The 25,342-nt window shown below is 69.8% G+C and carries 23 protein-coding genes; 10 read left to right on the forward strand and 13 right to left on the reverse strand.

Features of this window, described 5'->3' with window-relative positions:
* Window positions 1-86: 86 nt before the first annotated feature.
* Window positions 87-1,355 (forward strand): SLC13 family permease, encoded by a 1,269-nt coding sequence (locus ON34_RS15845; RefSeq protein WP_083889480.1) that lies wholly within the window; start codon window positions 87-89, stop codon window positions 1,353-1,355.
* A gap of 286 nt (window positions 1,356-1,641) precedes the next feature.
* Here the strand turns inward: ON34_RS15845 and ON34_RS15850 are convergent, their stop codons facing one another.
* The 4 genes from ON34_RS15850 to ON34_RS15865 are packed head-to-tail and all read right to left on the reverse strand — an operon-like array spanning window position 1,642 to window position 4,185.
* Window positions 1,642-1,905 (reverse strand): YciI family protein, encoded by a 264-nt coding sequence (locus ON34_RS15850; protein WP_063821688.1) that lies wholly within the window; start codon window positions 1,903-1,905, stop codon window positions 1,642-1,644.
* Window positions 1,902-2,411: a transcription antitermination factor NusB gene (nusB, locus tag ON34_RS15855; protein WP_040780130.1), complete on the reverse strand. Its 510-nt coding sequence runs from the start codon at window positions 2,409-2,411 to the stop codon at window positions 1,902-1,904. Before nusB ends, ON34_RS15850 begins: the two co-directional genes overlap by 4 nt.
* 34 nt (window positions 2,412-2,445) lie before the next feature.
* On the reverse strand, window positions 2,446-3,009 hold the full coding sequence (efp, locus tag ON34_RS15860; RefSeq protein ID WP_040780072.1) for an elongation factor P: 564 nt from the start codon (window positions 3,007-3,009) through the stop codon (window positions 2,446-2,448).
* 48 nt (window positions 3,010-3,057) lie between these two features.
* Window positions 3,058-4,185, reverse strand: coding sequence for a M24 family metallopeptidase (locus ON34_RS15865; protein WP_040780075.1), 1,128 nt, complete (start codon window positions 4,183-4,185; stop codon window positions 3,058-3,060).
* Window positions 4,186-4,409: 224 nt separating this feature from the next.
* Between ON34_RS15865 and ON34_RS15870 the strand changes: the two genes are divergently transcribed.
* From ON34_RS15870 to aroB, 5 genes are all read left to right on the forward strand, one after another.
* A complete protein-coding gene (locus tag ON34_RS15870; protein WP_040780132.1) occupies window positions 4,410-4,880 on the forward strand; it encodes a prepilin peptidase in 471 nt (156 codons plus the stop codon).
* Window positions 4,881-5,105: 225 nt separating this feature from the next.
* Window positions 5,106-5,987 carry a universal stress protein gene (locus tag ON34_RS15875; protein WP_040780077.1) on the forward strand — a complete coding sequence of 294 codons (882 nt, stop codon included), beginning with the start codon at window positions 5,106-5,108 and terminating at the stop codon, window positions 5,985-5,987.
* Window positions 5,988-6,085: 98 nt separating this feature from the next.
* Window positions 6,086-7,294 (forward strand): chorismate synthase, encoded by a 1,209-nt coding sequence (aroC, locus tag ON34_RS15880; RefSeq protein ID WP_040780133.1) that lies wholly within the window; start codon window positions 6,086-6,088, stop codon window positions 7,292-7,294.
* On the forward strand, window positions 7,291-8,184 hold the full coding sequence (locus ON34_RS37610; RefSeq protein ID WP_040780079.1) for a shikimate kinase: 894 nt from the start codon (window positions 7,291-7,293) through the stop codon (window positions 8,182-8,184). The genes aroC and ON34_RS37610 overlap by 4 nt, the downstream gene beginning before the upstream one ends.
* The gene (aroB, locus tag ON34_RS15890) at window positions 8,181-9,302 is read left to right on the forward strand and encodes a 3-dehydroquinate synthase (RefSeq protein ID WP_040780082.1); all 1,122 of its coding nucleotides are present in this window, start codon (window positions 8,181-8,183) and stop codon (window positions 9,300-9,302) included. Before ON34_RS37610 ends, aroB begins: the two co-directional genes overlap by 4 nt.
* An 88-nt stretch (window positions 9,303-9,390) precedes the next feature.
* Here the strand turns inward: aroB and ON34_RS15895 are convergent, their stop codons facing one another.
* The 7 genes from ON34_RS15895 to ON34_RS15925 all read right to left on the reverse strand — a co-directional run bounded on the left by ON34_RS15895 (window position 9,391) and on the right by ON34_RS15925 (window position 17,309).
* Window positions 9,391-9,870, reverse strand: a complete 480-nt coding sequence (locus ON34_RS15895) for a B-4DMT family transporter (protein WP_245548052.1) — start codon at window positions 9,868-9,870, stop codon at window positions 9,391-9,393.
* 50 nt (window positions 9,871-9,920) lie between these two features.
* Complete coding sequence (locus ON34_RS15900) at window positions 9,921-10,253, reverse strand: hypothetical protein (RefSeq protein ID WP_245548053.1); 333 nt, start codon at window positions 10,251-10,253, stop codon at window positions 9,921-9,923.
* Window positions 10,254-10,267: 14 nt separating this feature from the next.
* Window positions 10,268-11,095: a shikimate dehydrogenase gene (locus ON34_RS15905; protein WP_040780084.1), complete on the reverse strand. Its 828-nt coding sequence runs from the start codon at window positions 11,093-11,095 to the stop codon at window positions 10,268-10,270.
* Complete coding sequence (locus ON34_RS15910; protein WP_040780085.1) at window positions 11,085-12,584, reverse strand: endolytic transglycosylase MltG; 1,500 nt, start codon at window positions 12,582-12,584, stop codon at window positions 11,085-11,087. Before ON34_RS15910 ends, ON34_RS15905 begins: the two co-directional genes overlap by 11 nt.
* Entirely contained in the window at window positions 12,581-13,144 is a 564-nt protein-coding gene (gene ruvX, locus ON34_RS15915) for a Holliday junction resolvase RuvX (RefSeq protein WP_040780086.1), read from the reverse strand. Before ruvX ends, ON34_RS15910 begins: the two co-directional genes overlap by 4 nt.
* Window positions 13,144-15,813 carry an alanine--tRNA ligase gene (alaS, locus tag ON34_RS15920; RefSeq protein ID WP_040780087.1) on the reverse strand — a complete coding sequence of 890 codons (2,670 nt, stop codon included), beginning with the start codon at window positions 15,811-15,813 and terminating at the stop codon, window positions 13,144-13,146. Before alaS ends, ruvX begins: the two co-directional genes overlap by 1 nt.
* A 152-nt stretch (window positions 15,814-15,965) precedes the next feature.
* Complete coding sequence (locus tag ON34_RS15925) at window positions 15,966-17,309, reverse strand: replication-associated recombination protein A (RefSeq protein WP_040780088.1); 1,344 nt, start codon at window positions 17,307-17,309, stop codon at window positions 15,966-15,968.
* Window positions 17,310-17,529: 220 nt separating this feature from the next.
* Between ON34_RS15925 and ON34_RS15930 the strand changes: the two genes are divergently transcribed.
* On the forward strand, window positions 17,530-19,185 hold the full coding sequence (locus tag ON34_RS15930) for an alkaline phosphatase D family protein (protein WP_245548054.1): 1,656 nt from the start codon (window positions 17,530-17,532) through the stop codon (window positions 19,183-19,185).
* Window positions 19,186-19,255: 70 nt separating this feature from the next.
* Here ON34_RS15930 and ON34_RS15935 read toward each other — a convergent pair whose 3' ends face one another.
* Window positions 19,256-20,425 carry a phosphotransferase family protein gene (locus tag ON34_RS15935; protein ID WP_040780089.1) on the reverse strand — a complete coding sequence of 390 codons (1,170 nt, stop codon included), beginning with the start codon at window positions 20,423-20,425 and terminating at the stop codon, window positions 19,256-19,258.
* Between the two features lie 190 nt (window positions 20,426-20,615).
* Here ON34_RS15935 and ON34_RS15940 point away from each other — a divergent pair, with 190 nt between their 5' ends.
* Entirely contained in the window at window positions 20,616-21,584 is a 969-nt protein-coding gene (locus ON34_RS15940) for a hypothetical protein (RefSeq protein ID WP_040780090.1), read from the forward strand.
* A gap of 48 nt (window positions 21,585-21,632) precedes the next feature.
* Here ON34_RS15940 and aspS read toward each other — a convergent pair whose 3' ends face one another.
* Window positions 21,633-23,405 (reverse strand): aspartate--tRNA ligase, encoded by a 1,773-nt coding sequence (gene aspS, locus ON34_RS15945; RefSeq protein ID WP_040780092.1) that lies wholly within the window; start codon window positions 23,403-23,405, stop codon window positions 21,633-21,635.
* A 335-nt stretch (window positions 23,406-23,740) separates the two neighbouring features.
* Here aspS and ypfJ point away from each other — a divergent pair, with 335 nt between their 5' ends.
* Window positions 23,741-24,664 carry a KPN_02809 family neutral zinc metallopeptidase gene (gene ypfJ / locus ON34_RS15950; RefSeq protein ID WP_040780137.1) on the forward strand — a complete coding sequence of 308 codons (924 nt, stop codon included), beginning with the start codon at window positions 23,741-23,743 and terminating at the stop codon, window positions 24,662-24,664.
* Between the two features lie 119 nt (window positions 24,665-24,783).
* Window positions 24,784-25,320 carry a hypothetical protein gene (locus ON34_RS15955; RefSeq protein ID WP_157172315.1) on the forward strand — a complete coding sequence of 179 codons (537 nt, stop codon included), beginning with the start codon at window positions 24,784-24,786 and terminating at the stop codon, window positions 25,318-25,320.
* The last annotated feature ends 22 nt before the right edge of the window (window positions 25,321-25,342 follow it).

Below are 25,342 nucleotides of genomic sequence, written 5' to 3' on the forward strand. Positions count from 1 at the left end.
GATATCGTATCGTTCTCTCAGGATGGCGGCTGCATCCTCCCCGCCTGTCTGCGGCCACGCGAGGACACCGTCGAGATGCTGTCATGATGTCGGATGTGCTCGAACAGGTCGATTCCCCCGATCGCACCTCGCCCGCGCGGGTCACAGCCGCGGCATCGGGAAAGACTCCGCGGCTCGGTGTCTTGGACTGGGTCCGACTGGGATTGCTGCTCGCCGGTCTGCTGTGCGTGATCACCGGACTGCTGCCCCACGACGACGCCATCGCGAACATGCGCCGGATCAGTCCTCTGCTGCTGTTTCTGGGCAGTGTGATCGTGCTGGCCGAACTCACCAGGCAGGCCAAGGTTTTCGACGCCATCGCGCATCGCATGGCGATCCTCGGTCGCGGTCACTACCCCGCTCTGTTCATCCTGTGCGTGCTGTTCGCCTCGGCCACCACGATCCTGCTGAATCTGGACACCACGGCCGTGCTGATCACCCCGGTGATGCTGGCGCTGGCTGCGCCTGCCCGCATTCCGCCGCTGCCGCTGGCCATGACCACCCTGTGGCTGGCCAACACCGCAAGCCTGCTGCTGCCGGTATCCAACCTGACCAATCTGCTCGCCGCCGACCGGGTGACGCTCACCGCGACGGAATTCGCGGCGAAAATGTTGGCGCCGCAAGTCGTTTCCATTGCCGCGACGATGGTCTGCCTGTGGCTCTGGTATTGGCGGCGCGGGCGACGCGAGAGTGATCGCTATGTGCCGCCCGACCCGATCCGACCCGCGAATTCCCGGGAACGCGCACTACTTTTCACCACAGCGGGGGCATGCCTGCTGTTCATCGTCGCGATTCCCCTCGGCGGCGACCACATCGGCATCGCGGCCACTTTGGCGGCGGGCATCGCGGTGGCCGGTTTCGCGGTCTTCGACCGCGGCGCCTTGCGGCTGTCGCTCATCCCATGGCGGCTGCTGGTTTTCGTGGTCGGCCTGTTCCTGGTGGTGCCCACTCTGAGCCGATTCGGCCTCGCCGATCTCATGCACACCTTGATCGGCGACGACGGCGGCGCGTCCGGCGCCTACCGGGCCGCCGCCGCGGGCGCCGTCCTGTCCAATGTCGCCAACAACCTCCCCGCTTACACCGCAGGGGAGGCGGTGATCCCGGCGGGAAACGGGAATCAGCTTCTCGCGCTGCTGATCGGGTCGAATATCGGCCCCATCGTCACCCCGTGGGCATCGCTCGCCACACTGCTGTGCCTGGAGTTCTGTCGCACGCATGACGTCCGGGTTCCGATGGCGCGCTTCGTGCTCACCGGCCTCGCCCTCGCGCTCGTCGCCACCACGGGCGCCGTCGCGGCGCTGCTGGTGACGGGTTGAGTGCTCCACGGCACATTCACGCTCTTGACCTCGAGCGCGGTCGAGGTAAGAGGATTGGGCCGAGGCCGAATCGAGAAACACTTCGATTCGATCTCGCACGCCGAACCACCCGGTTCCGGTGGGGCTCCCGCTGGTCCATCCGTACACCCCCAGCGGGAGTCAGCGTGTACCCCCAATCGTGCTGCGCGCCCACCCGCTACAGCCCGCCCTGGTCACCAGCCGACAAGGACAGCCGCCCAGCTGCGGGTTTCCGCTCGGGACGACCCCACCAGCGGCTGTCGTGTGTTCAGGCGGAGACGGTGATCTCCCACTCGTAGACCGTCAACTCCGAGGACCCGGTCGTGTGGACCGGGTCGGTGCGGACGATCTCCCATGCGGCATCCAGGTTTTCGGCCCGGATGACGTAGGCGCCGCCGGTGCCATCGGTGAATTTGCCGCTCTCGACCAGGTGACCACGCTCGAGCAACCCCGTCAGGAACTCCCGGTGCGGTTCGATCACGGCGGCGTCGAAACGCGGGGTGCGCATCACCAGCACGAGGTACTTGTTCACGCCTCGGGCTCCCGGCGAGGAGCGCGGGTGGCCGCCGCCGCGGCGCGCACCTGCGGCGCCACCAGGACGACCTGACCGAGCACACCGTTGACGAAGGACGGCGAGTCGTCGGTGGACAGCTCCTTCGCCAGCTCCACCGCCTCGTCGACGGCGACGACCGGTGGGACGTCGGTCGCGTGGAACAACTCCCACACCGCGATGCGCAGAATCGCGCGATCCACCGCCGGAAGCCGCGACAGGGTCCAGTCCTGCAAGTACGACTCGATGGTGCCGTCCACCCGGTCGAGGTCGTCGGCGACGCCCTCGACGACGGTGCGGGTGTAGGGGTGCACCGGCGCGACGGCCTGGTCGCGGGTGGCGAGCTCGGCGCGCTCGTCGAGCAGTTCGGCGGCGTCGACGTCCCTGGCCTCGGCCTCGAACAGCAGATCAACCGCGCGCCGGCGGGCCTTGTGCCGAGCGCCGAGCTTCTTGTACGTGGACTTCTTGTCCACGGGCTGTTCCGCCACGGTCACATTATCCCGGATCGGCTGGTCCGCCGGATCAGGCGTTGACCCGGCCGAGGTAGCTGCCGTCGCGCGAGTCGATCCGCAGCTTGTCGCCGGTGTTGATGAACAGCGGGACCTGGACCTCGGCGCCGGTCTCCAGGGTCGCGGGCTTGGTGCCGCCGGTGGAGCGATCACCCTGCAGGCCGATATCGGTGTGGGTGACCTCGAGCTCGACCGAGACCGGCAACTCGACATACAGCGGCACGCCCTCATGCGTGGCGACCTGCACGGTCATGTTCTCCAGCAGGAAGCGGGCTCCGCTGCCGATGGTCTCCTCGCCGATGGAGATCTGGTCGAAGGTCTCGCCGTCCATGAAGACGTAGTCGGTGCCGTCGTGGTAGAGGTAGGTCATGTCGCGGCGGTCGACGTTGGCGGTCTCGACCTTCACACCGGCGTTGAAGGTCTTGTCGACCACCTTGCCGGACACGACGTTCTTCAGCTTGGTCCGCACGAAGGCGGGGCCCTTGCCCGGCTTGACGTGCTGGAATTCGACGATCTGCTGGAGCTGGCCGTCGATCTTCAGCACAAGGCCGTTCTTGAAGTCGCTGGTGTCCGCCACTGTCTTCGGATCTCCTCGTTCTACCACTTGGTCTCGGGCCGACCGGCGTCAGTCGACGACGGTCAAGTCTTTGCTGGTGTGGGTGAGCAGTTCCGGGCCCCCTTCGCGCACCACGAGCGTGTCCTCGATCCGGACCCCGCCGCGGCCGGGAAAGTACACACCTGGTTCGACGGTCACCGCCACGCCAGACAGAAGTGTACCGGTTCCGGTTTTCGCGATTCCGGGCGCTTCGTGGATCTGCAAACCCACCCCGTGGCCGAGACCGTGCACGAACAACTTGCCGTGCCCGGCGGCCTCGATCACCGCCCGCGACGCCGCGTCGACATCGGCCACCGGCGCCCCGGGGCGCAGCGCCTCGCGCCCCGCCCGCTGCGCCTGCTGGACCAGCGCGTACACCTCCCGCTGCCAGTCGGTCGGCGCGCCGAGCACGAAGGTGCGGGTCATGTCCGAGTGGTAGCCGCCGACCACGGCACCGAAGTCCAGCTTCACGAAGTCGCCCGCCGCCAGCACGGCATCGGTCGGCCGGTGATGCGGGACAGCCGAGTTGGCTCCGGTCGCCACGATGGTTTCGAACGACACCGCTTCGGCGCCGTGCTCGAACATGGCCCACTCCAGATCTCGGGCCACCTGACGCTCGGTGCGCCCGGGACGCAGCCCGCCACGGGCCAGCAGCGTGGCCAGACCGGCGTCGCCCGCCGCGCACGCCGCCCGCAACTGTTCGACTTCGTAGGCGTCCTTGACCATGCGCAACTGCTCGACCAGTCCCGGCGTCGCGACGAGGTCCAAGCCGGTTCGCTGCTCGAGGAAGCCGCGATGCTGGTCGACGGTCACGACGTGGCTTTCGAAGCCGACGCGGCCGAGTTGCCACTCCCCGGCCAGCTGCACGATCCGGCGCGCGGTGGCCCGCGCTATCTCCGCCCGCAGGTCCGGGACCTGCTCGGCGACTTGGGTGCGGTACCGGCCGTCGGTGGCGATCACGCTGCGGTCCTCGGCGGCGCGGGTGTCCCAGGAGTGCACGAGCAGCGCCGCATTGGAACCGGTGAACCCGGTCAGGTACCTGATGTTCACCAGATCGGTGACCAGCAGGGCGTCCACCCCGTTCTCCACCAGCAGGCTGCGCAGCGCGCCACGCCGTGCCGCGTAGTCGGGCGCGTGGCCCTGGCGATCGGAACACATGGGTCAAAACTACCGCCGACACGCCGCGGGCCGTCACGCAACACGTGCTCGATGCGCCGCGCGCCGGTCGCGATCGGCCGGTGTGCGACCTGATGGGCTGGCGCACAAGGGTTTTCGTTTGCCAAGACGACAGTGCGGAGCATTCGCTGTTCACATTCGCTCGAATTGTGCACATTTCGGCCCGGCGCGACTTCCGGGCGCCGGTGCGGGGCGAGGGTGGAGACATGTCTCCTTTCGCGTTCACCGCCCTCGCCGCGTGGTGTGTGACATTGACCGTGCTCGACCTCCGGGAACGACGCCTTCCGAACAGACTGACCGGTTTCGGCGCGCTGGCGGTGCTCGGATACGCGTCGATCGCAGGGCAATTCACGGCCGCGGCACTCGGTGCGGCATTCCTCGCCACGCCGTATCTGCTGGTCCACTTGGCCGCACCCGCCGCGCTGGGCGCGGGCGATGTCAAACTCGCGGTCGGCCTGGGCGCGGCGGCCGCGCTCGGCGGTGCCCAGGTGTGGGTCTGGGCGGCGCTCAGCGCACCGGCGCTCACGGCCTGCGTCGCGTCCGTCGCGCTGGCCGCTCGGCACATGCGCCCGTCCGGCAGCGCCGCGGGCGACCCGCGGTTCACCGTGCCACACGGACCTTCGATGTGTCTGTCGACGCTGCTCGTCCTCGTATCGCCGGTCATGGACTCCGGCTGAGCCGCGCTGCCGCGGCGCCGAAGAGTCCCCTTCGAGGCGCGAACCGGACAACCCGTCGGGCGGATGGTGAAGCCAGCGAATACAGCGCACTTCGTCGGTACGATCAATCGCAGGCAACGACTTCCCCGAGCAGCCGCTCGAGCTGCGGTAGCGAGGTGCGGCCCTCGGCGAGTTGCCACTCGAGTGCGCCAGGACAGCGATGCAGCGTCGAGAAGGAGCCGCCGAGTGAATCCGAGGCATCCATCGCGGAGGCCGATCATCGTCGGAACCGACGGGTCCGCCGAGTCCATCGTCGCGGTGCGCTGGGCGGCACAGACCGCCGCGCTGCACGACGCGCCCTTGCACATCCAGCTCGTCATGGAGTCGCCGCCGGGGTCCGACACCGACAACCCGCCGCGTCCGGCCGCGCTGCTACGGGTGCGGGAGGCGGATGAGGCGATCGAACGGGCCGCGAACGCCGCCGAAGCCGCCGCGCACGTGGTCCGTGACATCGCCATCGGCACCGAGATCCGCACCGCGCACATCGCCACCGCCCTGATCGAGCGCTCCCGGAACGCGGCGATGCTCGTGGTCGGCACGCGCGGTGTCGGCCGGATCCAGCGCGTGCTGCTGGGATCGGTCAGCGCGGCCGTCGCACGGGATGCGGACTGCCCGGTCGCCGTGGTGCCCGCCGAGGCGCCGCTGTGGGATCGGGCGAGCACCAGCCCGGTCGTCGTCGGGGTGGACGGTTCGGGCGCCGAGCAAGCCGCCATCGAGGTCGCCGTGACCGAGGCATCCCTGCGCGGGGTCGAACTGGTGGCGGTGCACACCTTTGGCGACATCGAGGCGCCCGCGGCGACCGGCAGCGACGGGACAGCCTTGCGCCGGAGCGAGGAAGCGGTGCTGGCCACGAGCCTGGCCGGATGGCAGGAGCGGTACCCGGAGGTGCCCATTCGCCGTGAGGTCGTGCGCGACCGCCCGGAGCGACGCCTGCTCGAACGCTCTCGTGACGGCCAGCTGCTCGTCGTCGGCAACCGCGGCCGCGGTGTCCTGGGCCGTCTGCTGTTCGGCTCGGTCGGCGACGCACTGCGGCGGTCGGTCGATCGCACCATCGTGATCGCCCGCTGACCTCCCCGTGCCGCGCGTTCCGGCCCGCCGCGGGCGTGCGCGTCATCACGGCGGGCCGCGTTCCGGAGCACGGGCGCCGACATGGGAAGATGGACGACGTGCTGCGTTGGATAACTGCCGGAGAATCCCATGGTCCCGCTCTCGTCGCCATCCTGGAGGGGATGGTGGCAGGCGTCGAGGTGACATCCGAGGAGATCTCCGCGCAGCTGGCGCGCCGCAGGCTGGGATACGGGCGCGGCGCACGGATGAAGTTCGAGGCCGACAAGGTCACCGTCATCGGCGGCGTGCGGCACGGGCGCACGATGGGCGGCCCGGTCGCCATCGAGGTCGCCAACTCGGAGTGGCCGAAGTGGGTCACCGTGATGTCGGCCGACCCGGTGGATCCGGCCGAGCTCGCCGAGCTGGCTCGCAACGCTCCGCTGACCCGGCCCCGCCCCGGGCACGCCGACTATTCCGGCATGCTCAAGTACAACTTCGACGACGCCCGCAACGTGCTCGAGCGGGCCAGCGCCAGGGAGACCGCCGCGCGCGTCGCGGCGGGCACCGTGGCGCGCAACTTCCTGCGCCAGGCGTTCGGCGCCGAGGTCGTCTCGCATGTGATCTCCATCGGCACCGCGCAGAACACGACGGGCATCGTCCCGACCGCCGCCGATCTCGCCGCGGTGGACGAGAGTCCCGTGCGCGCGTTCGACAAGGATGCCGAGGCGGCGATGATCGCCGAGATCGAGGCGGCCAAGAAGGACGGCGACACGCTCGGCGGCGTGGTCGAGGTGGTCGTCGAGGGCCTTCCGGTCGGACTCGGCTCGTTCACCAGCGGCGAGAACCGCCTGGACTCGCGTCTCGCGGCCGCGCTCATGGGTATCCAGGCCATCAAGGGCGTCGAGGTCGGCGACGGCTTCGAGACCGCGCGCCGCCGCGGCAGCCAGGCGCACGACGAGATGCGGCCCGGTCCGGACGGAGTGCTGCGCTCCACCAACCGCGCGGGCGGTTTGGAGGGCGGCATGACCAACGGCGAGGCGCTGCGCGTGCGTGCGGCGATGAAGCCGATCTCCACGGTGCCGCGCGCGCTGTCCACGGTCGACATGACGACCGGCGCCGAAGCGGTGGCGATCCACCAGCGCTCGGACGTGTGCGCCGTGCCCGCGGCGGGTGTGGTCGCCGAATCCATGGTGGCGCTGGTCGTGGCGCAGGCCGCGCTGGAGAAGTTCGGCGGCGACTCGCTCACCGAGACGGCCGAGAACATCACCAGCTACGTCAAGCGCATCAGCACCCGCCCACACGTCCCCGCGGACAGTCGGTCGCAATGATCGTGCAGACCGATCCGCGCGCCCCGCGCGTGGTGCTGGTCGGACCGCCGGGAGCGGGGAAGTCCACGATCGGCCGCAAGCTCGCCAGGGAACTCGGTGTCGAGCTGTACGACACCGACGCCGGTATCGAGCGCGAGACCGGTCGCACCATTCCGGAGATCTTCGCCGAAGACGGTGAGCCCGAATTCCGCAGGATCGAAGAGCGGGTGGTGCGCCGCGCCATCCTGGCCGAGCGCGGCGTCGTCTCTCTCGGCGGCGGCGCGGTGCTGTCCGCGGACACCAGGGCGCTGCTGCGCAACCGCACCGTCGTCTACCTGGAAATCAGCGTGGCCGAGGGCCTGCGGCGCACCGGAGCGAGCACGCAGCGGCCGCTGCTCAACGGCGCGGATCCCGGCGCGAAGTACCGCGAGCTGATGCGCACCCGCCGCCCGCTCTACCGCGAGGTCGCCACCGTCCGGGTACGCACCGACGGCCGCAGCCCGGGCCGGGTGGTGCGGATGATCATGTCCAGGCTGGGCATGGAACCGGCGGAGCGCGCCGCGACCGAGCCCGGTCTCCGGCCGCCGTCCAGCGGAATCCCACAGGGCAGCAGCCGCTCCCGGGCCAGGCGCCGCGCCAGAGCCAGGGCGGCCGCTCGGCGCAAAGCCGCGGAACAAGGCGAGAGCACCGATACCGGGGCCGGTCCCGCGCAGGAACCCGGAGCCACCACAGCTGCTCGGGTCCGTCGCGCCCGCAGGGGGTCCACGAGCGAACCCGACGCCGCCGGCGGTGTGGGTACCGGTGACCCGTCAGCAGGCAGCCGAACCAGGCGCGCCCGCGCACGCCGTGCCCGCGCACGGGCACGGCAGCAGTCGACAACAGCACCAACAGAATCGGAGCAAGCCACGTGACAGAGCCGAGTCGTCTCGAAGTCCGGACCGCCGACCCGTATCCGGTGATCATCGGCCGCGGGTTGCTCGGCGAACTCGTCGAGTCGGTCACCGGCGCGGCCACGGGTGTGCGCACGGTGGCGATCTTCCACCAGCCGCCGCTCGCCGAGACCGCCGAGGTGGTGCGCAAGGCGTTGGCGGACACCGGCATCGACGCCCACCGGATCGAGATCCCGGACGCCGAGGCGGGTAAAGACCTCGCCGTCGCCGGGTTCTGCTGGGAGGTGCTCGGGCGCATCGGCCTGACCCGCAACGACGTCGTGGTCAGCCTCGGCGGCGGCGCGGCGACCGACCTGGCCGGGTTCGTCGCCGCCACCTGGATGCGCGGGGTGCGCATCGTGCACGTGCCCACCACGCTGCTGGCCATGGTCGACGCGGCGGTCGGCGGCAAGACGGGCATCAACACCGAGGCGGGCAAGAACCTCGTCGGCTGCTTCCACGAACCGGCCGCCGTGCTGGTCGACCTGGCCACGCTGGAAACGGTGCCGCGCAACGAGATCGTGGCGGGCATGGCCGAGATCATCAAGGCCGGTTTCATCGCCGATCCGGTGATCCTCGACCTCGTGGAGCGCGATCCGGAGGCCGCCCTCGATCCGGCCGGTGACGTGCTGCCCGAACTGATCCGCCGCGCGATCCAGGTGAAGGCCGACGTGGTGGGGGCGGACCTGAAGGAGTCCAGCCTCCGCGAGATCCTCAACTACGGCCACACCCTCGGCCACGCGATCGAGCGGCGGGAGCGTTACCGCTGGCGGCACGGCGCCGCCGTCTCCGTCGGCTTGGTCTTCGCCGCCGAGCTGGGCCGCCTCGCGGGACGGCTCGACGACGCCACCGCCGACCGCCACCGCGCCATCCTGTCCGCCGTCGGCTTGCCGACCAGCTACGACGCCGACGCGCTGCCCCAGCTGCTGGACGCCATGCAGACCGACAAGAAGACCCGCTCCGGCGTGCTGCGCTTCGTCGTGCTCGACGGCTTGGCCAAGCCCGGTCGCCTGGAAGGGCCGGATCCGACCCTGCTGGCGGCCGCGTACTCGGCGATCGCTCGCGAGGACAGCCCCAGCGGCGGCGCGGTCCTGCTGTAAGCCGGGATTCTGCGCATGGCCGGGGCCGTGCGCACTGCTTCTGATACGCGAACGGCGCGTCCCTCGGGACGCGCCGTTCGTCGTCGGCTCAGACCGCGGTGCCCGCGGCGGAGTAGAGCGACGGCGGCGTGGACCGGCCCTTGCCGCCCTGCCGCTCGGCCAGCATGCGCCCGAGGCCGACGCCGATCAGCGCGGGCACGAAGATCAGCAGGATGATGAACGACGCGCCCGCCGTCACTTCGAAGAGCAGGCCGTTGTCCCCGAGATCGAACCGGGGCAGCCAGTCCAGAATCCAGGCGACCAGACCGCTGCCGACACCGCCCGCGACCGCGGCTTTCAGCCACAGCAGGGTCAGATCGGCTCCGCGTTCCGGGTCGGGGCTGGTGGCACGGTCCCTGCGGCCGTCCAGCACGCCCCACGCCACGATGGCCCCGACCAGCACGATCAGGCACAGAATGCGCATCAGCGCGCCGTGCGTCGGCCAGTACACCATCGCGAACCCGAGCAGGACACGCATCGCCACCACCAGCGCGCCGAGCACGACCGCCCGCAACACCCAAGCACTCATGCCGAACACCATAGCTGTGTTCTCGGGTAGCGCCTACGGCTCCGGGGATCTCAGTTGGACGGAACCCAGAGGTCGTACCTACCGCTACCGTCATTTCGCGGAACGCACTGCGCCCGATCATTCCAGAGCGGCGCGTCCTTCAGGCAGCTTGCCAGCGAGACGTTCGACGCCGATGACACGCATTGGAACCCCCAGGTCGGCTGCGCCGATGCGCAGCCATCGGCCTTTGCCACCGACTGTCCGCCGAACACGAACGCGGACGCGGCGATCGCCATCGCGGTGACGACCCCGATTCGAATGCACACAACGCTCCCCTCCCTGTGAAACACATTGGCTAGCAGAATAATACGGGGGTCACGGCAGCGGAAGAGCATGGCCGCCACCAGCAGAACTCGTATCAGGTATCGGATCGATTTCCCTCGTCCAGCGCAGCCGCCATCTCAGCGCGCGGCGCTGGCTGCCCGGTGAACAGCTCGACCTGCCCGTATGCCTGGTTCAGCAGCATCTGCAGACCGCTGACCACCGTGTGCCCGGCTCGCGCCACCGCCTCGGCCAGCGGTGTCGGCCACGGGTTGTAGATCGCGTCGAGGACCACCGGGGCCGCTGCCACCGAAGCCGCGACGGCTGCCGCCGCCGTCGCCGGGATGGTGCTCACCACGGCGCCTGCCGCCGCGCATACGGCAGCGAGGGAATCCGCATCGAATCCGGCCGGAGACGCAACCATCCCCAGCCGCTCGGCGAGTTCCAGTGCACTGCGCGCCCGTCCGGCGTCCCGCGCGACCACGGTCACCGACTCGGCGCCCAGCTCCGACAACGCAAGCAGAGCGGGCCGCGCGGTGCCGCCCGCACCCAGCACGACGCCCTGACCCAGCTCCGTGACTCCGCCGCCGCGGAGCGCGCCGAGCACGCCGTCCACGTCAGTACAGTCAGCCAGCCAGCCTTTGTCGGTGCGGACCAAGGTGTTGGCCGATCCGACCAGCACGGCCCGGTCGGTGCGCTCGTCCGCATAGGCCAGTGCCGCTTCCTTGCCGGGCATGGTCACCGAGAGCCCGACCCATTCCGGCCCGAGCCCGTCGACCAGCCCGGGCAGCTGCTCGGCCGAGCATTCGATGCGCTCGTAGGTCCAGTTCAACCCGAGCGCGCGATACGCGGCCAGATGCAGCTGCGGCGATCGTGAGTGCGCGATCGGCTTGCCGAGCACCGCCGCCTTGCGACTATCGGCCACCGCTGTCCTTGGAGCTGTCGAGAATGCCGCTGCGCTGCGCCCGTGCGATCAGGCGCAGATGCTCTTGGTAGTCGTCGGTGAACAGGGTGGTGCCCTGCTTGTCGACGGTGACGAAGTACAGCCACGGCCCTGGCTCGGGGTTCTCCATGGCACGCAACGCGTTCAACGACGGCGCGGCGATCGGGGTCTGCGGCAGACCACGCATCGCATAGGTGTTCCAGGGCGTTTCCTGGGCGCGGTCGGCGTCGGTGGTCGCCACCTCGGTGCGATCCAGCGTGTAGTTCACCGTCGAGTCGAACTGCAGCATCTGATCGACCCGCAGCCGGTTCACGATCACCCGTGCCACCTTGCCCATGTCCTGGGGTTTCGCCTCACGTTCCACCAGCGAGGCGGCGATCAGCGTCTCATACGGCGTCAGTTTCGTTTCGGCGCCGGACTGCAGCAGTCCGGTGGATTCATAGCTTTTCGCGCTCGCGCTCACCAATTGCCCCAGGATCTGCTCCGGCGTCCCGCTCGGATCGAAATCCCACGTGCCCGCGGCGATCAGGCCTTCCAGCTGCCTCGTCCGGTCCGGGCAGTCCTTGACACCCTGCACCGCCCACGCGGGCACCCCGAGCGCGGCAAGGTCCAGGCTCGCGCCCGCGGCATCGAGCTGTTCGTAGGTCACGCATTTCTGGCTGGCGCCGGTGCCGATGCAGCTGGCCTCCGCGATCTTGCGGTAGATGCCGTCATACCGCCCGCCGGTGCTCATGTCGTGTTGGTCGTGCAGCAGCCGTCCCTCGGAGACAACCAGGTTGCCGACCCTGGACTGCTTTCCGACCAGGGCGGACACCGCCTCCGCGGCGGGGCTGCGGCTGGGGATGGCGTAGAAACCGGGCTGCACCGCGCTCATGTTCGAATTGCGTACGGCCGCTTCGTAGAACGCGCCCGTGCTCGCGACCACACCGCGTTCGACCATGGTCGCGGCGATCTGCTGGGCGGTGTCGCCGGGATGCACCTGCACGACCACCAGAGGTCCGGCCGGACCGGCGTAGTCGTCCGGGGCGCCCAGGCTGTCGACGAGCTTCATGCCCGCGAAAATCGCGGCACCGGCGAACAGGAGCACGAAGACACCGGCGACCATCCATAGGTTCCTGCGCCGCCGCTTGCGCTGAACGGCCTTACGCGAGGCAGCGCGCGAACGCCTGCCGCGCCGCGAGCGGGTGGGACGCTCCGGCTCGACGCGCTTCGGGCGGCGCGCCGTCTCCTGCCGAGCGGCCCCGGGGCGCCGGGCGCCACGCCGCGGGGCGGGCGGTGGCGGCGCGGGTGGCTCGTCGTCATCCACGTCATCCACGTCATCCACGTAGCGAGGGATGACGGCGGTGTCGTCGTCGTAGTCGTCGTACACGTCGCGCTCGTGCGCGGCCCAGGCCTGGTCGTCTCTGCGGTAACGCCGATCAGCTTCACGCTGTCGGAACAGTTCCTCGGCCCGCGCCCACCGATCCGTCATGCATCGTCTCCGGACGACGCAGAACGTCCCGTTTCCACCGACCTCAACACCGCACTCCGTTCGTCCAACCATCCTTGCAGGATCGACACGGCCGCCGCCTGATCGATCACCTGCCGCTGGCCACGCGCGCGAACTCCACTGTCCCGCAATGCACGTGCAGCAGACACCGTAGTCAAACGTTCGTCGGAAAGCCGGACCGGCACCGGCGCGACAGCGGCCCGCAATCGTTCAGCGAATGCGGTGGCCAGCGTAGCGGCAGTGCCCTTCTCCCCGCGCAATGTTCGCGGTAATCCAACGATGACCTCGACGGCTTCATACTCCCGCACAATTTCGGCAATTCTCCCGATATCGGGTGCGGGGGCCTCGCGGCGCCGCTGTTTCGCCCGCGGCACGGTCTCCACCGGCGTGGCGAGAATGCCGTCGGGATCGCACGCGGCGACCCCGATCCGGACGCTGCCGACGTCGACACCGATCCGTCTGCCTCGACCGGGATCGGTGGCGGGATCCGGACGGTCGGCGCCGCGGGGCGCCGACCGCTCCGGTTCTTCGGCGTCGCCCATCACCCGGCTAGTTCGGTCACCCGCGCGCGGACCGCGGCCAGGCCCGCCGGAATGCCCGAGGGATCCGATCCGGCGCCCTGGGCCATCTCGGGCTTGCCGCCGCCCCGCCCAGCGATGCTGGGGCCGAAGCTGCCGACCAGATCACCGGCCTTGATGCCGAGTTCCTGGGCGGGCTTGTTCACGGCGACCACGAACGGCACCTTGCCGTCGGTGTTGCCGAGCAGCACCACCACGGCGGGCTCACTACCGAACCGGCCGCGGATATCGGTGGCCAGCGTCCGCAGATCGCCCGCGGGCACCCCTTCCGGCGCGGCCACGGCGACCAGCAGCAGACGACCGATCCGCTCGGCCTCGTCGGCGAACTTGCCCGCCGAGGAGAGCACCGCGGCCATCTTGGTGCGCTCGAGCTCCTTCTCGGCCGCCTTGAGCCGCTCCACCAGCTGCTCGACGCGCCCGGGCACCTCTTCCGAGGGCACCTTCAGCGCGGAGGCGACACCGGCCAGCAGGGCACGCTCCTTGGCCAGGTACTTGTAGGAGTCCAGGCCGACGAACGCCTCGACACGACGCACGCCGGAGCCGACCGACGACTCGCCGAGCACCGTGATCGGGCCGATCTGCGAGGAATGCTGCACGTGCGTGCCACCGCACAGCTCCATGGAGAACGGGCCACCGATCTCCACCACGCGGACCTCGTTGCCGTAGTTCTCGCCGAACAGCGCGAGCGCTCCCATCTGCTTGGCCTTCGGCAGGTCGGTCACGAAGGTGTTCACCGGGAAGTCGGCGCCGACCGCGTCATTCGACACGGCCTCGATGTCGGCCTTCTGCTGTTCGGACAGCTGGCCCTGCCAGTTGAAGTCGAAGCGCAGGTAGCCCGGCTTGTTCAGCGAACCCGCCTGCACCGCGTTGGGGCCGAGCACCTGCCGCAGCGCGGCGTGCACCATGTGCGTGCCGGAGTGCCCCTGCGTGGCCCCGCGCCGCCAGGCCGGGTCGGCCTGCGCGAGGACGACATCGCCCTCGGTGATCTGGCCGTGTTCGACCGTGGTCTTGTGCACCCACAGCTTCTTGGCGATCTTCTGCACGTCGTTCACCCGCAGCTTCAGGCCCGACGACGCGGTGATCGTGCCGCGGTCGGCGATCTGGCCGCCGGCCTCGGCGTAGAGCGGGCTGCGATCCAGGATCACCTCGACGTCCTGGCCCGCGGTCGCGGTCGGCACCCGCACGCCGTCGGCGATCAAGGCCAGCACCGTGGCTTCGGAGGTCAGCTCGTCGAAACCGGTGAACTCGGTGGCGCCGCGGTCGACGAGCTCCTTGTAGATCGTGAGGTCCGCGTGCGCGTGCTTGCGCGCCTGGGCGTCCTCCTTGGCGCGCTGGCGCTGCTCGGCCATGAGCGAGCGGAAGCCTTCCTCGTCGACCGACAGTCCGGCCTCGGCGGCCATCTCCAGGGTCAGATCGATCGGGAAGCCGTAGGTGTCGTGCAGGGTGAACGCGTCCGATCCGGCGATCGTCGTGCCGCCCTTGGCCTTCACCGCGGCGGCGGTGTTGTCGAACAGGGTGGAGCCGGTGTTCAGCGTCTTGAGGAACGCCGTCTCCTCGCCGACCGCGACGGTCTCGATGCGGCGGTAGTCGGTGGCCAACTCCGGGTAGGAGGGGGCCATCAGATCGCTCACGACCTTCATGAACTCGCCCATCACCGGCTTCTCGGCACCGAGCAGCCGGGCCGAGCGCACGATGCGGCGCAGCAGGCGGCGCAGCACGTAGCCGCGACCGTCGTTGCCCGGGTTCACGCCGTCGGAGATCAGCATGGCGGCGGTGCGGGCGTGGTCGGCGATCACGCGGAAACGCACGTCGTCCTCGTGCCGCACGCCGTAGGAGCGCCCGGTCAGCTCCTCGGCCTTGTCGATGATCGGACGCAGCAGGTCGGTCTCGTAGACGTTGTCCACGCCCTGCAGCAGCAGGGCGATCCGCTCGACCCCCATGCCGGTGTCGATGTTCTTCTTCGGCAGCGACCCGACCGGCGGATGCCCCAGCTTCGGGCTCAGCTCGCCACGGATGTCCTGCATGAAGACGAGATTCCAGATCTCCAAGTAGCGGTCCTCGTCGGCGACCGGCCCGCCGTCGCGGCCGTGCTCGGGTCCGCGGTCGTAGTAGATCTCCGAGCACGGGCCACCCGGGCCGGGCACGCCCATATCCCAGTAGTTGTCCTTGCCGTCGCGGAACTGGATGCGTTCCTCGGGAATCCCAGCGACCCGCTTCCAGATCTCGGCCGCTTCCGGGTCGTCCTGGTACACGGTCACCCAGATCCGCTCGGGATCGAATCCGTAACCGCCTTCGTCCTGCGGCTTGGAGATCAGCTCCCAGGCGAGGCTGATCGCCCCCTCCTTGAAGTAGTCGCCGAAGGAGAAGTTCCCCGCCATCTGGAAGAACGTGTTGTGCCGCGTCGTGACGCCGACCTCTTCGATGTCGCCGGTGCGCACGCATTTCTGCACGCTGGTCGCCCGCGGGTAGGGCGGCGCCTCCTGACCCAGGAAGTACGGCTTGAACTGGACCATGCCCGCGTTGACGAACAGCAGGTTCGGGTCGGCCAGGATCAGCGAGGCACTCGGCACCTCGGTATGGCCGGCACGGAGGAAATGGTCCAGGAAACGCCGTCGGATCTCGTGGGTCTGCACAGATATCCAGCCTACCGGTGCGATGCACGCGAATATCCATCGCCCGGGCGCGGTGCGTCCCCGGGAGCGGTCGGCGAACCCGATCCGGAAGCGGCCGGGTCTCCGGCGTCATACCCACCGGCTCGAGCATCGCTCTCTCGGGTGGCCGGGCCTCACCCTCGGACGATGCGGCGCAATTTGTCGACTCGGGGGCCGATCTCGCGTTCGTGGCCGTGGTCGGTCGGGTGGTAGTAGTCGACGCCGACCAGTTCGTCGGGCGGGTATTGCTGGGCCAGCACGCCGTCCTTGTCGTCGTGCGGGTATCGGTAGCCCTGCGCGTTGCCGAGCGCGGCCGCGCCCGGGTAGTGGCCGTCGCGCAGGTGCGGCGGGACCGCGCCCGCCTTCCCCGCCGCGACGTCGGCCATGGCCGCGCCGATCGCGGCCACGACGGCGCCGGACTTCGGCGCGGTCGCCAGGTGGATCGTCGCCTGCGCGAGCGCGAGCCGTCCCTCGGGCAGTCCGACCATCTGCACCACCTGCGCGGCGGCGGTGGCCGTCTGCAACGCCATCGGATCGGCCATGCCGATGTCCTCGCTCGCGTGGATCATCAGCCTGCGCGCGATGAAGCGCGGGTCCTCGCCCGCGCTCAGCATCCGGGCCAGGTAGTGCAGCGCGGCGTCGACGTCCGAGCCGCGGATCGACTTGATGAACGCGCTGATCACGTCGTAATGCTGGTCGCCGGCCCGGTCGTAGCGGACCGCGGCCTTGTCCACGCTGGCCTCGACCAGGTCCACGTCGACGGTGCCGTCGAGCGAGGATTCGGCCGAGGCTTCCAGCGCGGTCAGCGCCCGCCGGGCGTCGCCACCCGCGATCCGGACTAGGTGGTCGAGCGCGGCGTCGGTGACGGTGTACGCGCCGTCGAGCCCGCGCGGGTCGGCGATCGCGCGGGTGAGCACCACGCGGATATCGGCGTCGGTGAGCGAGCGCAGTTGCAGCACCAGCGAGCGCGACAGCAGCGGCGACACCACCGAGAACGACGGATTCTCGGTGGTCGCGCCGACCAGCAGGACGATCCGGTTCTCCACCGCGGCGAGCAGCGCGTCCTGCTGGGTCTTGGAGAAACGATGCACTTCATCGATGAACAGCACGGTCTGCTCGCCCGCCGACACCCTGCGACGGGCCATATCGATGACCGCGCGAACCTCCTTGACACCGGCCGAGAGCGCCGAGAGCGCCTCGAAACGACGGCCGGTCGCCTGGGAGATGAGCGCGGCGAGAGTGGTCTTCCCGGTGCCGGGCGGGCCGTACAGCAGCACCGACGCCGCACCGGAGCCCTCGATCAGCCTGCGCAGCGGAGAGCCGTGGCCGAGCAGATGCTGCTGCCCGACGACTTCCTCCAGCGTGGCGGGACGCATCCGGACCGCCAGCGGCGCGCCCGCGTCCCTGCGCACCACCGTGTCGATCGAGTGCTCCGCGGGCACCGCTGCCCCGGGCACGTCGAACAAGCCATCGCTCACGACCGCGCCTCGCTGGCGGGGGGCTCCGTCGTGCGCGAATGCGCGCTGTGTCCTCGCTTCACTCGCTGACGCTCGCTCACGAAAGGTACGTTACCGAGCCACACTGACAGCACCGCATGCCCTTGCCTGAACCATCGCGGTTCGAGCCGCCGCGCGAGTCCGGGCCCCGTCCCCTAGGCCGAGTTGCGTGTCGTCGGTCGTTCGGATGTGATCAACACCCGTGACCGAAAACGTGCTCGTTTCAGATCCCGGTTCCCTCGGGAGTTTCGCTCGCCGCACCCTGCTCCGTGGTGGCGCGGCCGCAGCCACGGCCACCGCGGTATTCGGCGCCGGACGCGCGAGCGCCGCGACACCTGTGTTCCGCCACGGCGTGGCCTCGGGCGATCCGCTCCCCGACGGCGTGATCATCTGGACCCGGGTCACCGTCTCCGACGCCGCGACGCCCGGCTCCGGCGTCGGCGCCCCGGCGAGCGTGCGCTGGGAAGTCGCCACGGACGATCGGTTCGCCGCGGTCGCCGCCTCCGGTACCGCGACGGCGAGCGCAGAATCCGATCACACCGTCAAGATCGACGTCTCGGGTCTCGCGCCGGGAGCCGAGTACTTCTACCGCTTCAGCGCGCTCGGTGAGACCTCGCCGGTCGGCCGCACGAAGACCGCGCCCGCCGCCGCGGATTCGCCCGAGCGCCTCCGGTTCGGGGTCGTCTCGTGCTCGAACTGGGAGGCCGGATACTTCGGCGCCTACCGTCATCTGGCCGCGCGTTCCGACTTGGACGCGATCGTGCACCTGGGCGACTACATCTACGAGTACGGCCCCGGCAAGTACGGCGGCCGCACCGGCGCGGTACGAGCGCACGAGCCTTCCAACGAAATCGTCACCCTGGCCGACTACCGCATACGCCATGCGCAGTACAAGACCGATCCCGATCTGCTCGACCTGCACGCCGCACTGCCGTTCATCTGCACCTGGGACGATCACGAGTCGGCGGACAACTCCTGGTCCGGCGGCGCGAACAACCACGACCCCGCGACCGAGGGCAGCTGGGCCGACCGGCGAGCCGCGTCCGCACAGGCCTACTTGGAGTGGATGCCGGTCCGGGCGGCCGGTTCCGGCCCGCAGGCGCGCATCTACCGCAGGCTGCGCTTCGGCACCCTGGCCGAACTCGCCATGCTGGATTTGCGCAGCTATCGCGACCAAGAGCCGAAGCGGGGAGCGGGCTGGCGGGAGGCCGACAACCCGGCGCGCACGATCACCGGCAAGGCTCAGATGGAGTGGCTGACCGCCGGCCTGACCTCGGCGCCGGTGCGGTGGAAGCTGGTGGGCAACTCGGTGATGATCGCCCCGCTGGTCTTCCCGCCACTGGAACCGGCCACCACGGCGGCGATCACCAGCACCATGGGCATCCCGCAGTCCGGCCTGTCACCGAACGGCGACCAGTGGGACGGCTACACCGCCGATCGCGCCCGCCTGTTCCAGGCGATCGTCCAGCAGCAGATCTCCGACGTGGTCTTCCTGACCGGCGACATCCATTCCTCGTGGGCGGCGGACCTGCCCGTGAACGCGGCGAACTATCCGGGTGGCGCCACGGTGGGCGCCGAGTTCGTCGTGCCGTCGGTGACCTCGACCAGTATCGGCGACATGGTCCAGGCGAACACCGCGCCGATCGCGGAATCGATCAAGGCGGTCAACCACCATCTGCGCTATGCCGAACTGGATTCGCACGGATACGGCGTGCTGGAGGTCACCGCGGACCACGCGCAGATGGACTGGTACTACCTGCTGAACGTGGCGGACCCGACTTCCGCTGTCCGCCATGGCGCTTCGTTCGCTGTCCGCTCGGGCGGGCGGATCGAGCCACGGCAGATTCCGCTCGGCTGACGGGCAGCCCCCGAGTTCGACGAGTCCAGCCCTCGCCCGTGCCGCGAGTGCTGGACGAGTTCGGCCGGACCTAGTCCGACCAGCGCTCTTCCAGCCTCGCCGAGACGTCCTCGGCGAAGTCGCCGACGATGTCGTCGCCGGTGCACCTGGCGTCCTCGGCGAGCGCGGCCCAGCGGTTGATCAGGGCCGCCGAGCGCGGCACCGACAGCCCGTGCTCCCTGGCGGCCGCGATGCGCGTGTGATCGGCGGGCAGGAACCAGTAGGTGGACAGCCAGACCCAGATCAGCCGGGCTTCGAGGATCCGCTCGGCGAGCAGGTCGTCGTCGGCCAGCGCGGGCCACACGCCCACCACCTCGGCGCGCCATGCCTCCACCATCTGCCTGGCGCGCTCACGGGAGAGTTCGACATCGCACAGGCAGCCGGGGAAGGACACCAGCGCGTAGGCGATGTCCAGGGTGGCGTCGCGGAACCCGCCCCACTCGTAGTCGAGGAAGCGAGCGCCCTCCTCGTTCAAGATCACATTGTCCGGGCACAGGTCCGACGGGCTGAACGCGCGGAAGCGGCCCGCGGAGTACAGCCGATTACCGCGCACGATCCGCTCGGCGATCTCCCCCGGCACCTCGATGCCCAGTTCGCGCTGCAGCATCCCGGGCACCTCGGCGATCGCCGTCTCGGCCTGCTGCGCGATGCCGTCCACCCGGTGCACCACCTCGACCCGCCGCAGCAGGGCGACGAAGTCCGCCTCGCGGCCGACGGTGGCGGCGTGCATCCGGCCCAGCGCCTGCGCGAACGCCATCAGCGCGTTGCGGGCGGCCGGCTCGGCACCGGACTGCAACACCGCGGTGAGCAGGGAATTCTCCCCCAGGTCGCTGAGAATCAGCAATCGATCGGGCAGGCTGTGGGCGACCAGGTACGCACCCGGCCGCTGTTCCCGGCTGAGCGCGGTGGTGAACTGATACGACACGGTCTCACGGAGAAACGCGGAGTCGATGCTGGCGACGCCGGGCGCGAGGCCGCCGGTCCGGCGATCCTGTGCGGCCCCGCGGACCTGCTTGATGATCAGGGTTCGCGGCAACGAGAAGGCGTTTTCCGACACACGCACACGTAGGACCGTCGTCCTACCACTACCGCTGAGTTCGATCGGATCGCTCAGCTTTACCGGAGCACCCATTCGCTTTGTGAGCAACTGCTGCGCTGCGGACACGACTTCGGCGGCGCGTTCGGCCAATAGTGCGGTCATCGCCTCTCAAGTTACTCGCATCCGGTCACTTCTAGCGAGCGGTTACACAACCTTTCCGCGTCGCCCGGCGTGTCTTCGGCAAGGTCGGAGGGCGAAGGCCGGTTGCTTGACACCTTTACACCCGTCGGGTTTTCTCATCGTCAACTGCCCTGCGCCACATCGCAAACCAGTTGAGTGGAAAGGTCTTCGCATGACCGAAACCCCGCCTCCCGCACCGAAATCAGCTGGCGGCGCCCCCTCCCCGGACGACGACCAGCGCTTCGCCGCGCGGCCAGGGCAGCATGAGAGCGCCGACCCACGGACGCCGGGTCCAGGGACCGGCCAGGCCCGCCACGAGATGGCGGGCTCGGCCGGATATCCGCAGTTCCAGGGCCCCGGCGCCGCGCAATACGGCAGCGAACCGCTGGAACCGCCGCCGCCGGTGGACGCACCGCACCCCAGCTACGGCCCACCGGGCACCGGGCCGGGCTGGACGCCGTCCGGCCCGGCGGCAACGCAGCAGCCGGTCTACGGCTATCAGCAGGTTCCCGCCGGTCCCAGCACACTGGACGTCGGCCGGGCGCTCAGCTATGGCTGGGCGAAGTTCCGGGCCAACCCGGGCCCGTGGGTCGGGGTGACCGCGGGAGGCGTGGTCGTCTATCTGGCGTTCGTGCTCGTCGTGCAACTCACCGACCCGACGACCATGCTGCCGCTACTGCTCGTCTTCCTGGCGGTCATGGCCGCGGTGTGGTTGTTGCAGTCGGCCATGGTGCGCGGCGCGCTGTACGAAACCGACGGCACACCACCGCCATTCGGCGCGTACTTTCGCTTCTTGAACGCGGGAAACGTACTGCTCACCGCGCTGCTGGCATTCCTGCTGACGTTTCTCGGCTCGGCGATCTGCCTGATCCCGGGTCTGATCGCCGGCTGGCTGTGCATGTTCTCGCTGCACTTCGTCGTCGATCAGGATCAGGGCCCGTTCGAGGCGCTGAAGTCCAGCTTCAGCCTGGTCGTCGCCAACGCCTGGCAGGTCCTGCTGCTGGCGCTGGCGGTGCTGGTGGTGACCTTCCTGGGGCTGCTGCTGTGCGGTCTCGGCCTGCTGGTCGCGGGCCCGGTCGCCACCATCGCCGTGACCTACGCCTACCGCACGCTCACCGGCGGCACCGTCGCCGCGGTGTGAACCGGGCGCTCAGGACCGGCCTCGCCGCCGAACGGAACCGGAACTCGCTCAGCCCTTCTGCTGACCCGGCTTGACGTCGAGGCCCGCTTCCTTGCGCTGCAGCTCGGTGATCGGGGCGGGCGCGTCGGTCAACGGGTCGACGCCGCCGCCGGTCTTCGGGAACGCGATGACCTCGCGGATCGAGTCCTCCCCCGCCAGCAGGGCGGTGACCCGGTCCCAGCCGAACGCGATGCCGCCGTGCGGCGGGGCGCCGAAGGCGAAGGCGTCCAGCAGGAAGCCGAATTTCTCCTGGGCTTCCTCGTGGCTGATGCCCATCACCTTGAATACCCGCTCCTGCACGTCACGCCGGTGGATACGGATCGAGCCGCCCCCGATTTCGTTGCCGTTGCAGACGATGTCGTAGGCGTAGGCCAGCGCGGAGTCCGGGTCGATGTCGAAGGTGTCCAGCGATTCCGGCTTCGGCGAGGTGAACGCGTGGTGCACCGCGGTCCAGGCGGAATGGCCCACGGCCACATCGCCGCTCGCGGTCGCCTCGGCGGTGGGCTCGAACAGCGGCGCGTCCACGATCCACACGAACGACCAGGCGTCCTCGTCGATCAGCCCGACCTTGCGGGCGATCTCGACGCGCGCCGCGCCCAGCAGCCCGCGCTGCGCCTTGGCCGCGCCGGCCGCGAAGAACACGCAGTCGCCCGGCACCGCGCCGACGTGCTTGGCCAGGCCGTCGCGCTCGGCGTCGCTGAGGTTCTTGGCGACCGGACCGCCCAGCGTGCCGTCTTCGTTCACCAGGACATAGGCCAGACCCTTGGCGCCGCGCTGCTTGGCCCACTCCTGCCAGGCGTCGAGCTGGCGCCGCGGCTGGCTCGCGCCGCCGGGCATGACGACCGCGCCGACGTACGGGGCCTGGAACACCCGGAACGGGGTGTCCTTGAAGAACTCCGTGCACTCGGTGATCTCGACACCGAAGCGCAGGTCGGGCTTGTCGGTGCCGAAGCGGCGCATGGCCTCGGCGTAGGTCATGTGCGGGATCGGCGTGGGGATCTCGTAGCCGACCAGCTTCCACAGCGCGACGAGGATCTCCTCGGCCAGCAGGATCACGTCCTCCTGCCGCACGAAACTCATCTCGATGTCGAGCTGGGTGAACTCGGGCTGGCGGTCGGCGCGGAAGTCCTCGTCGCGGTAGCAGCGGGCGATCTGGTAGTACCGCTCGATGCCGCCGACCATGAGCAATTGCTTGAACAGCTGCGGGCTCTGCGGCAGCGCGTAGAAGTTGCCCGGCTGCAGGCGGGCGGGCACCAGGAAGTCGCGCGCGCCTTCCGGGGTGGAGCGGGTCAGCGTGGGGGTCTCGACCTCGACGAACTCGTGGCGAGCCAGCACCTCGCGGGCGGCCGCGTTGACCTTCGACCGCAACCGGATGGCGTGCGCCGGACCCTCGCGGCGCAGGTCCAGGTAGCGATGCTTCAGGCGCGCTTCCTCGCCCGGCTGCTCGTCCAGCTGGAACGGCAGCGGGGCGCTCTCGTTCAGCACCTCGAGCTCGGTGACGTTCACCTCGATGGCGCCGGTCGGCAGCTCCGGGTTCTCGTTGCCGCTCGGCCGCGGTTCCACGGTGCCGGTGACGCGCACGCAGTATTCGGCGCGCAGCCGGTGCGCCTGCTCGGCCGGTGCGCCCTCGCGGAACACCACCTGGGCCACGCCGGACGCGTCGCGCAGATCGATGAAGATCACCCCACCGTGGTCACGCCGCCGCGCCACCCAGCCGGTGAGAGTGACGGTCAGACCGGCATGCTCGCTTCGCAGCGAACCAGCCAAGTGGGTGCGCAGCACGGGGTTCCTTTCGACGACTCTGGCACCGGCGCGGTGTGACCAGGTGCGGGTCCATCGTAGTGAGACATATTCGACGAGTGGAAACCGATATCGCCACACGCGTGCCAAGCTGTATACGACTCGGCCCGTCCGGCGCTCGATACCGGTCACGGGCCACACCAGCCCCGCCCACCACGAGCGCGAGTCTTACGAGCGCCATTCGCGGCCCGGTTCGCGTCCGAGTGGCCGAAGCGCATGCGACGAAGTCGCGGTCTCGGCCGCTCGGACGCGAGCCTTCCCGGGCCGCGATTACGCCGCGACGCAGTCGCGGCAAATCCGACACAGGAGCGATGACGATGACCTTCAACGAGGGCATGCAGATCGACCCGGATCGCGTATCGTCCGGCGGCCCCGGCATGGGCGGCAAACTCGCGCTGGGCGGCGGTGCGGGCGGACTCATCGTGCTGGTGCTGACGCTGCTGCTCGGCGGCGATCCCGGCTCCGTTCTCGGCAACTTCACCGGCGCGCCGGATCAAAGCCAGACGCAGCCGGGTACCGCGGGCACGCCGAGCCACTGCAAGACCGGCGCCGACGCCAACAAGTACCTCGACTGCCGGGTGGCGCTCACTGCCCAGAGCCTGGACGCCGTGTGGTCGGCCGAGCTGCCGAAGCAGACCGGCAAGCGCTATGTGGAGCCGAACGTCGTGCTGTTCTCCGGCGCCGTCTCCACCGGCTGCGGCAACGCCACCAGCGAGGTGGGCCCCTTCTACTGCCCGGCCGACCGGACCGCTTACTTCGACACCAGCTTCTTCCAGGACCTCGTGGATCGCTTCGGCGCCAGTGGCGGTCCGCTCGCGCAGGAATACGTGGTGGCGCACGAATTCGGCCATCACATCCAGAATCAGCTCGGCGACATCGGCCGCGCACAGAGCGATCCGCGCGGCCCGCAGTCCGGTGCGGTGCGCACCGAGCTGCAGGCCGACTGCTACGCGGGCATCTGGGCGCATTTCGCGGACGAATTGCCCGCACCCGGCGGCGACCAGCCGTTCCTGCGGCCGCTGTCGGACAAGGACGTCGGCGACGCGCTCTCGGCGGCAGCGGCGGTCGGCGACGACCGCATCCAGCGCGCGGCGCAGGGAAGAGTGAATCCCGAAGCCTGGACCCACGGCTCCTCCGACCAGCGGCAGAAATGGTTCCTCACCGGCTACCGGACCGGTCAGGTCCGCGCTTGCGACACCTATTCGGCACCGGATCTGAACAACCCGTCCGCCTTGCGGTAAAACCGGATTCGATCGACGGCACCGCGCGCCGGTCGCCACCGCGAGCGACGCGCTGTCCTGGTCGACGGCAGTTCACCTGCGCCGCAGGCGAATACGGACAGCACCGGAAGATGGGATCGATGCGAGGAACGAAAGCCGTTCTGCTGGTTGTGATGCTGACCCTCGGGGTGGCTTCGGGCACGGCCGCGGCCGACCCGGCCGCCGACCGGCCCAGCGCACTACCGCCGATCGCGGCGCCACTGGCCCTGTTCACCCTGACCACCATCCCGGACGGCTGGCAGACTCGGACCGATCTACGCCCGCAGCTGGAGATCTTCGCCGACGGCCGGGCGGTCAGCAGTCCCGACGCCGTTGCCGCCGATCGCCGCCCGGAGACGCCGCCGAAGCGGATCGAGGGCCACATCCGGCCCGATGCGCTGAAAGCCGCGGTGGCCGAGACCACCGCGCTGGCCGCCGCGGATCTCGGTGTGCCGAGGGCCGCCGACCAGAGCAGCCGGATCATCGACTACATGCCCCAGTCCGCGGCAGAGGACGTGCACCTGGTCGTGTACGCGCCCGAGGCCACCGACGGGCTCGGCGCCGAGCAGCAGGCCGCGCGCAAACGCTTCGCCGACCTCTACAAGAAACTGCTCGACGCGTTCGTCCCGGACAACTGATGACGATGCTCGGCCCGAGCGG

This window comes from Nocardia pneumoniae NBRC 100136 (assembly GCF_000308755.1).
In the GTDB taxonomy this organism is placed as follows: domain Bacteria; phylum Actinomycetota; class Actinomycetes; order Mycobacteriales; family Mycobacteriaceae; genus Nocardia; species Nocardia pneumoniae.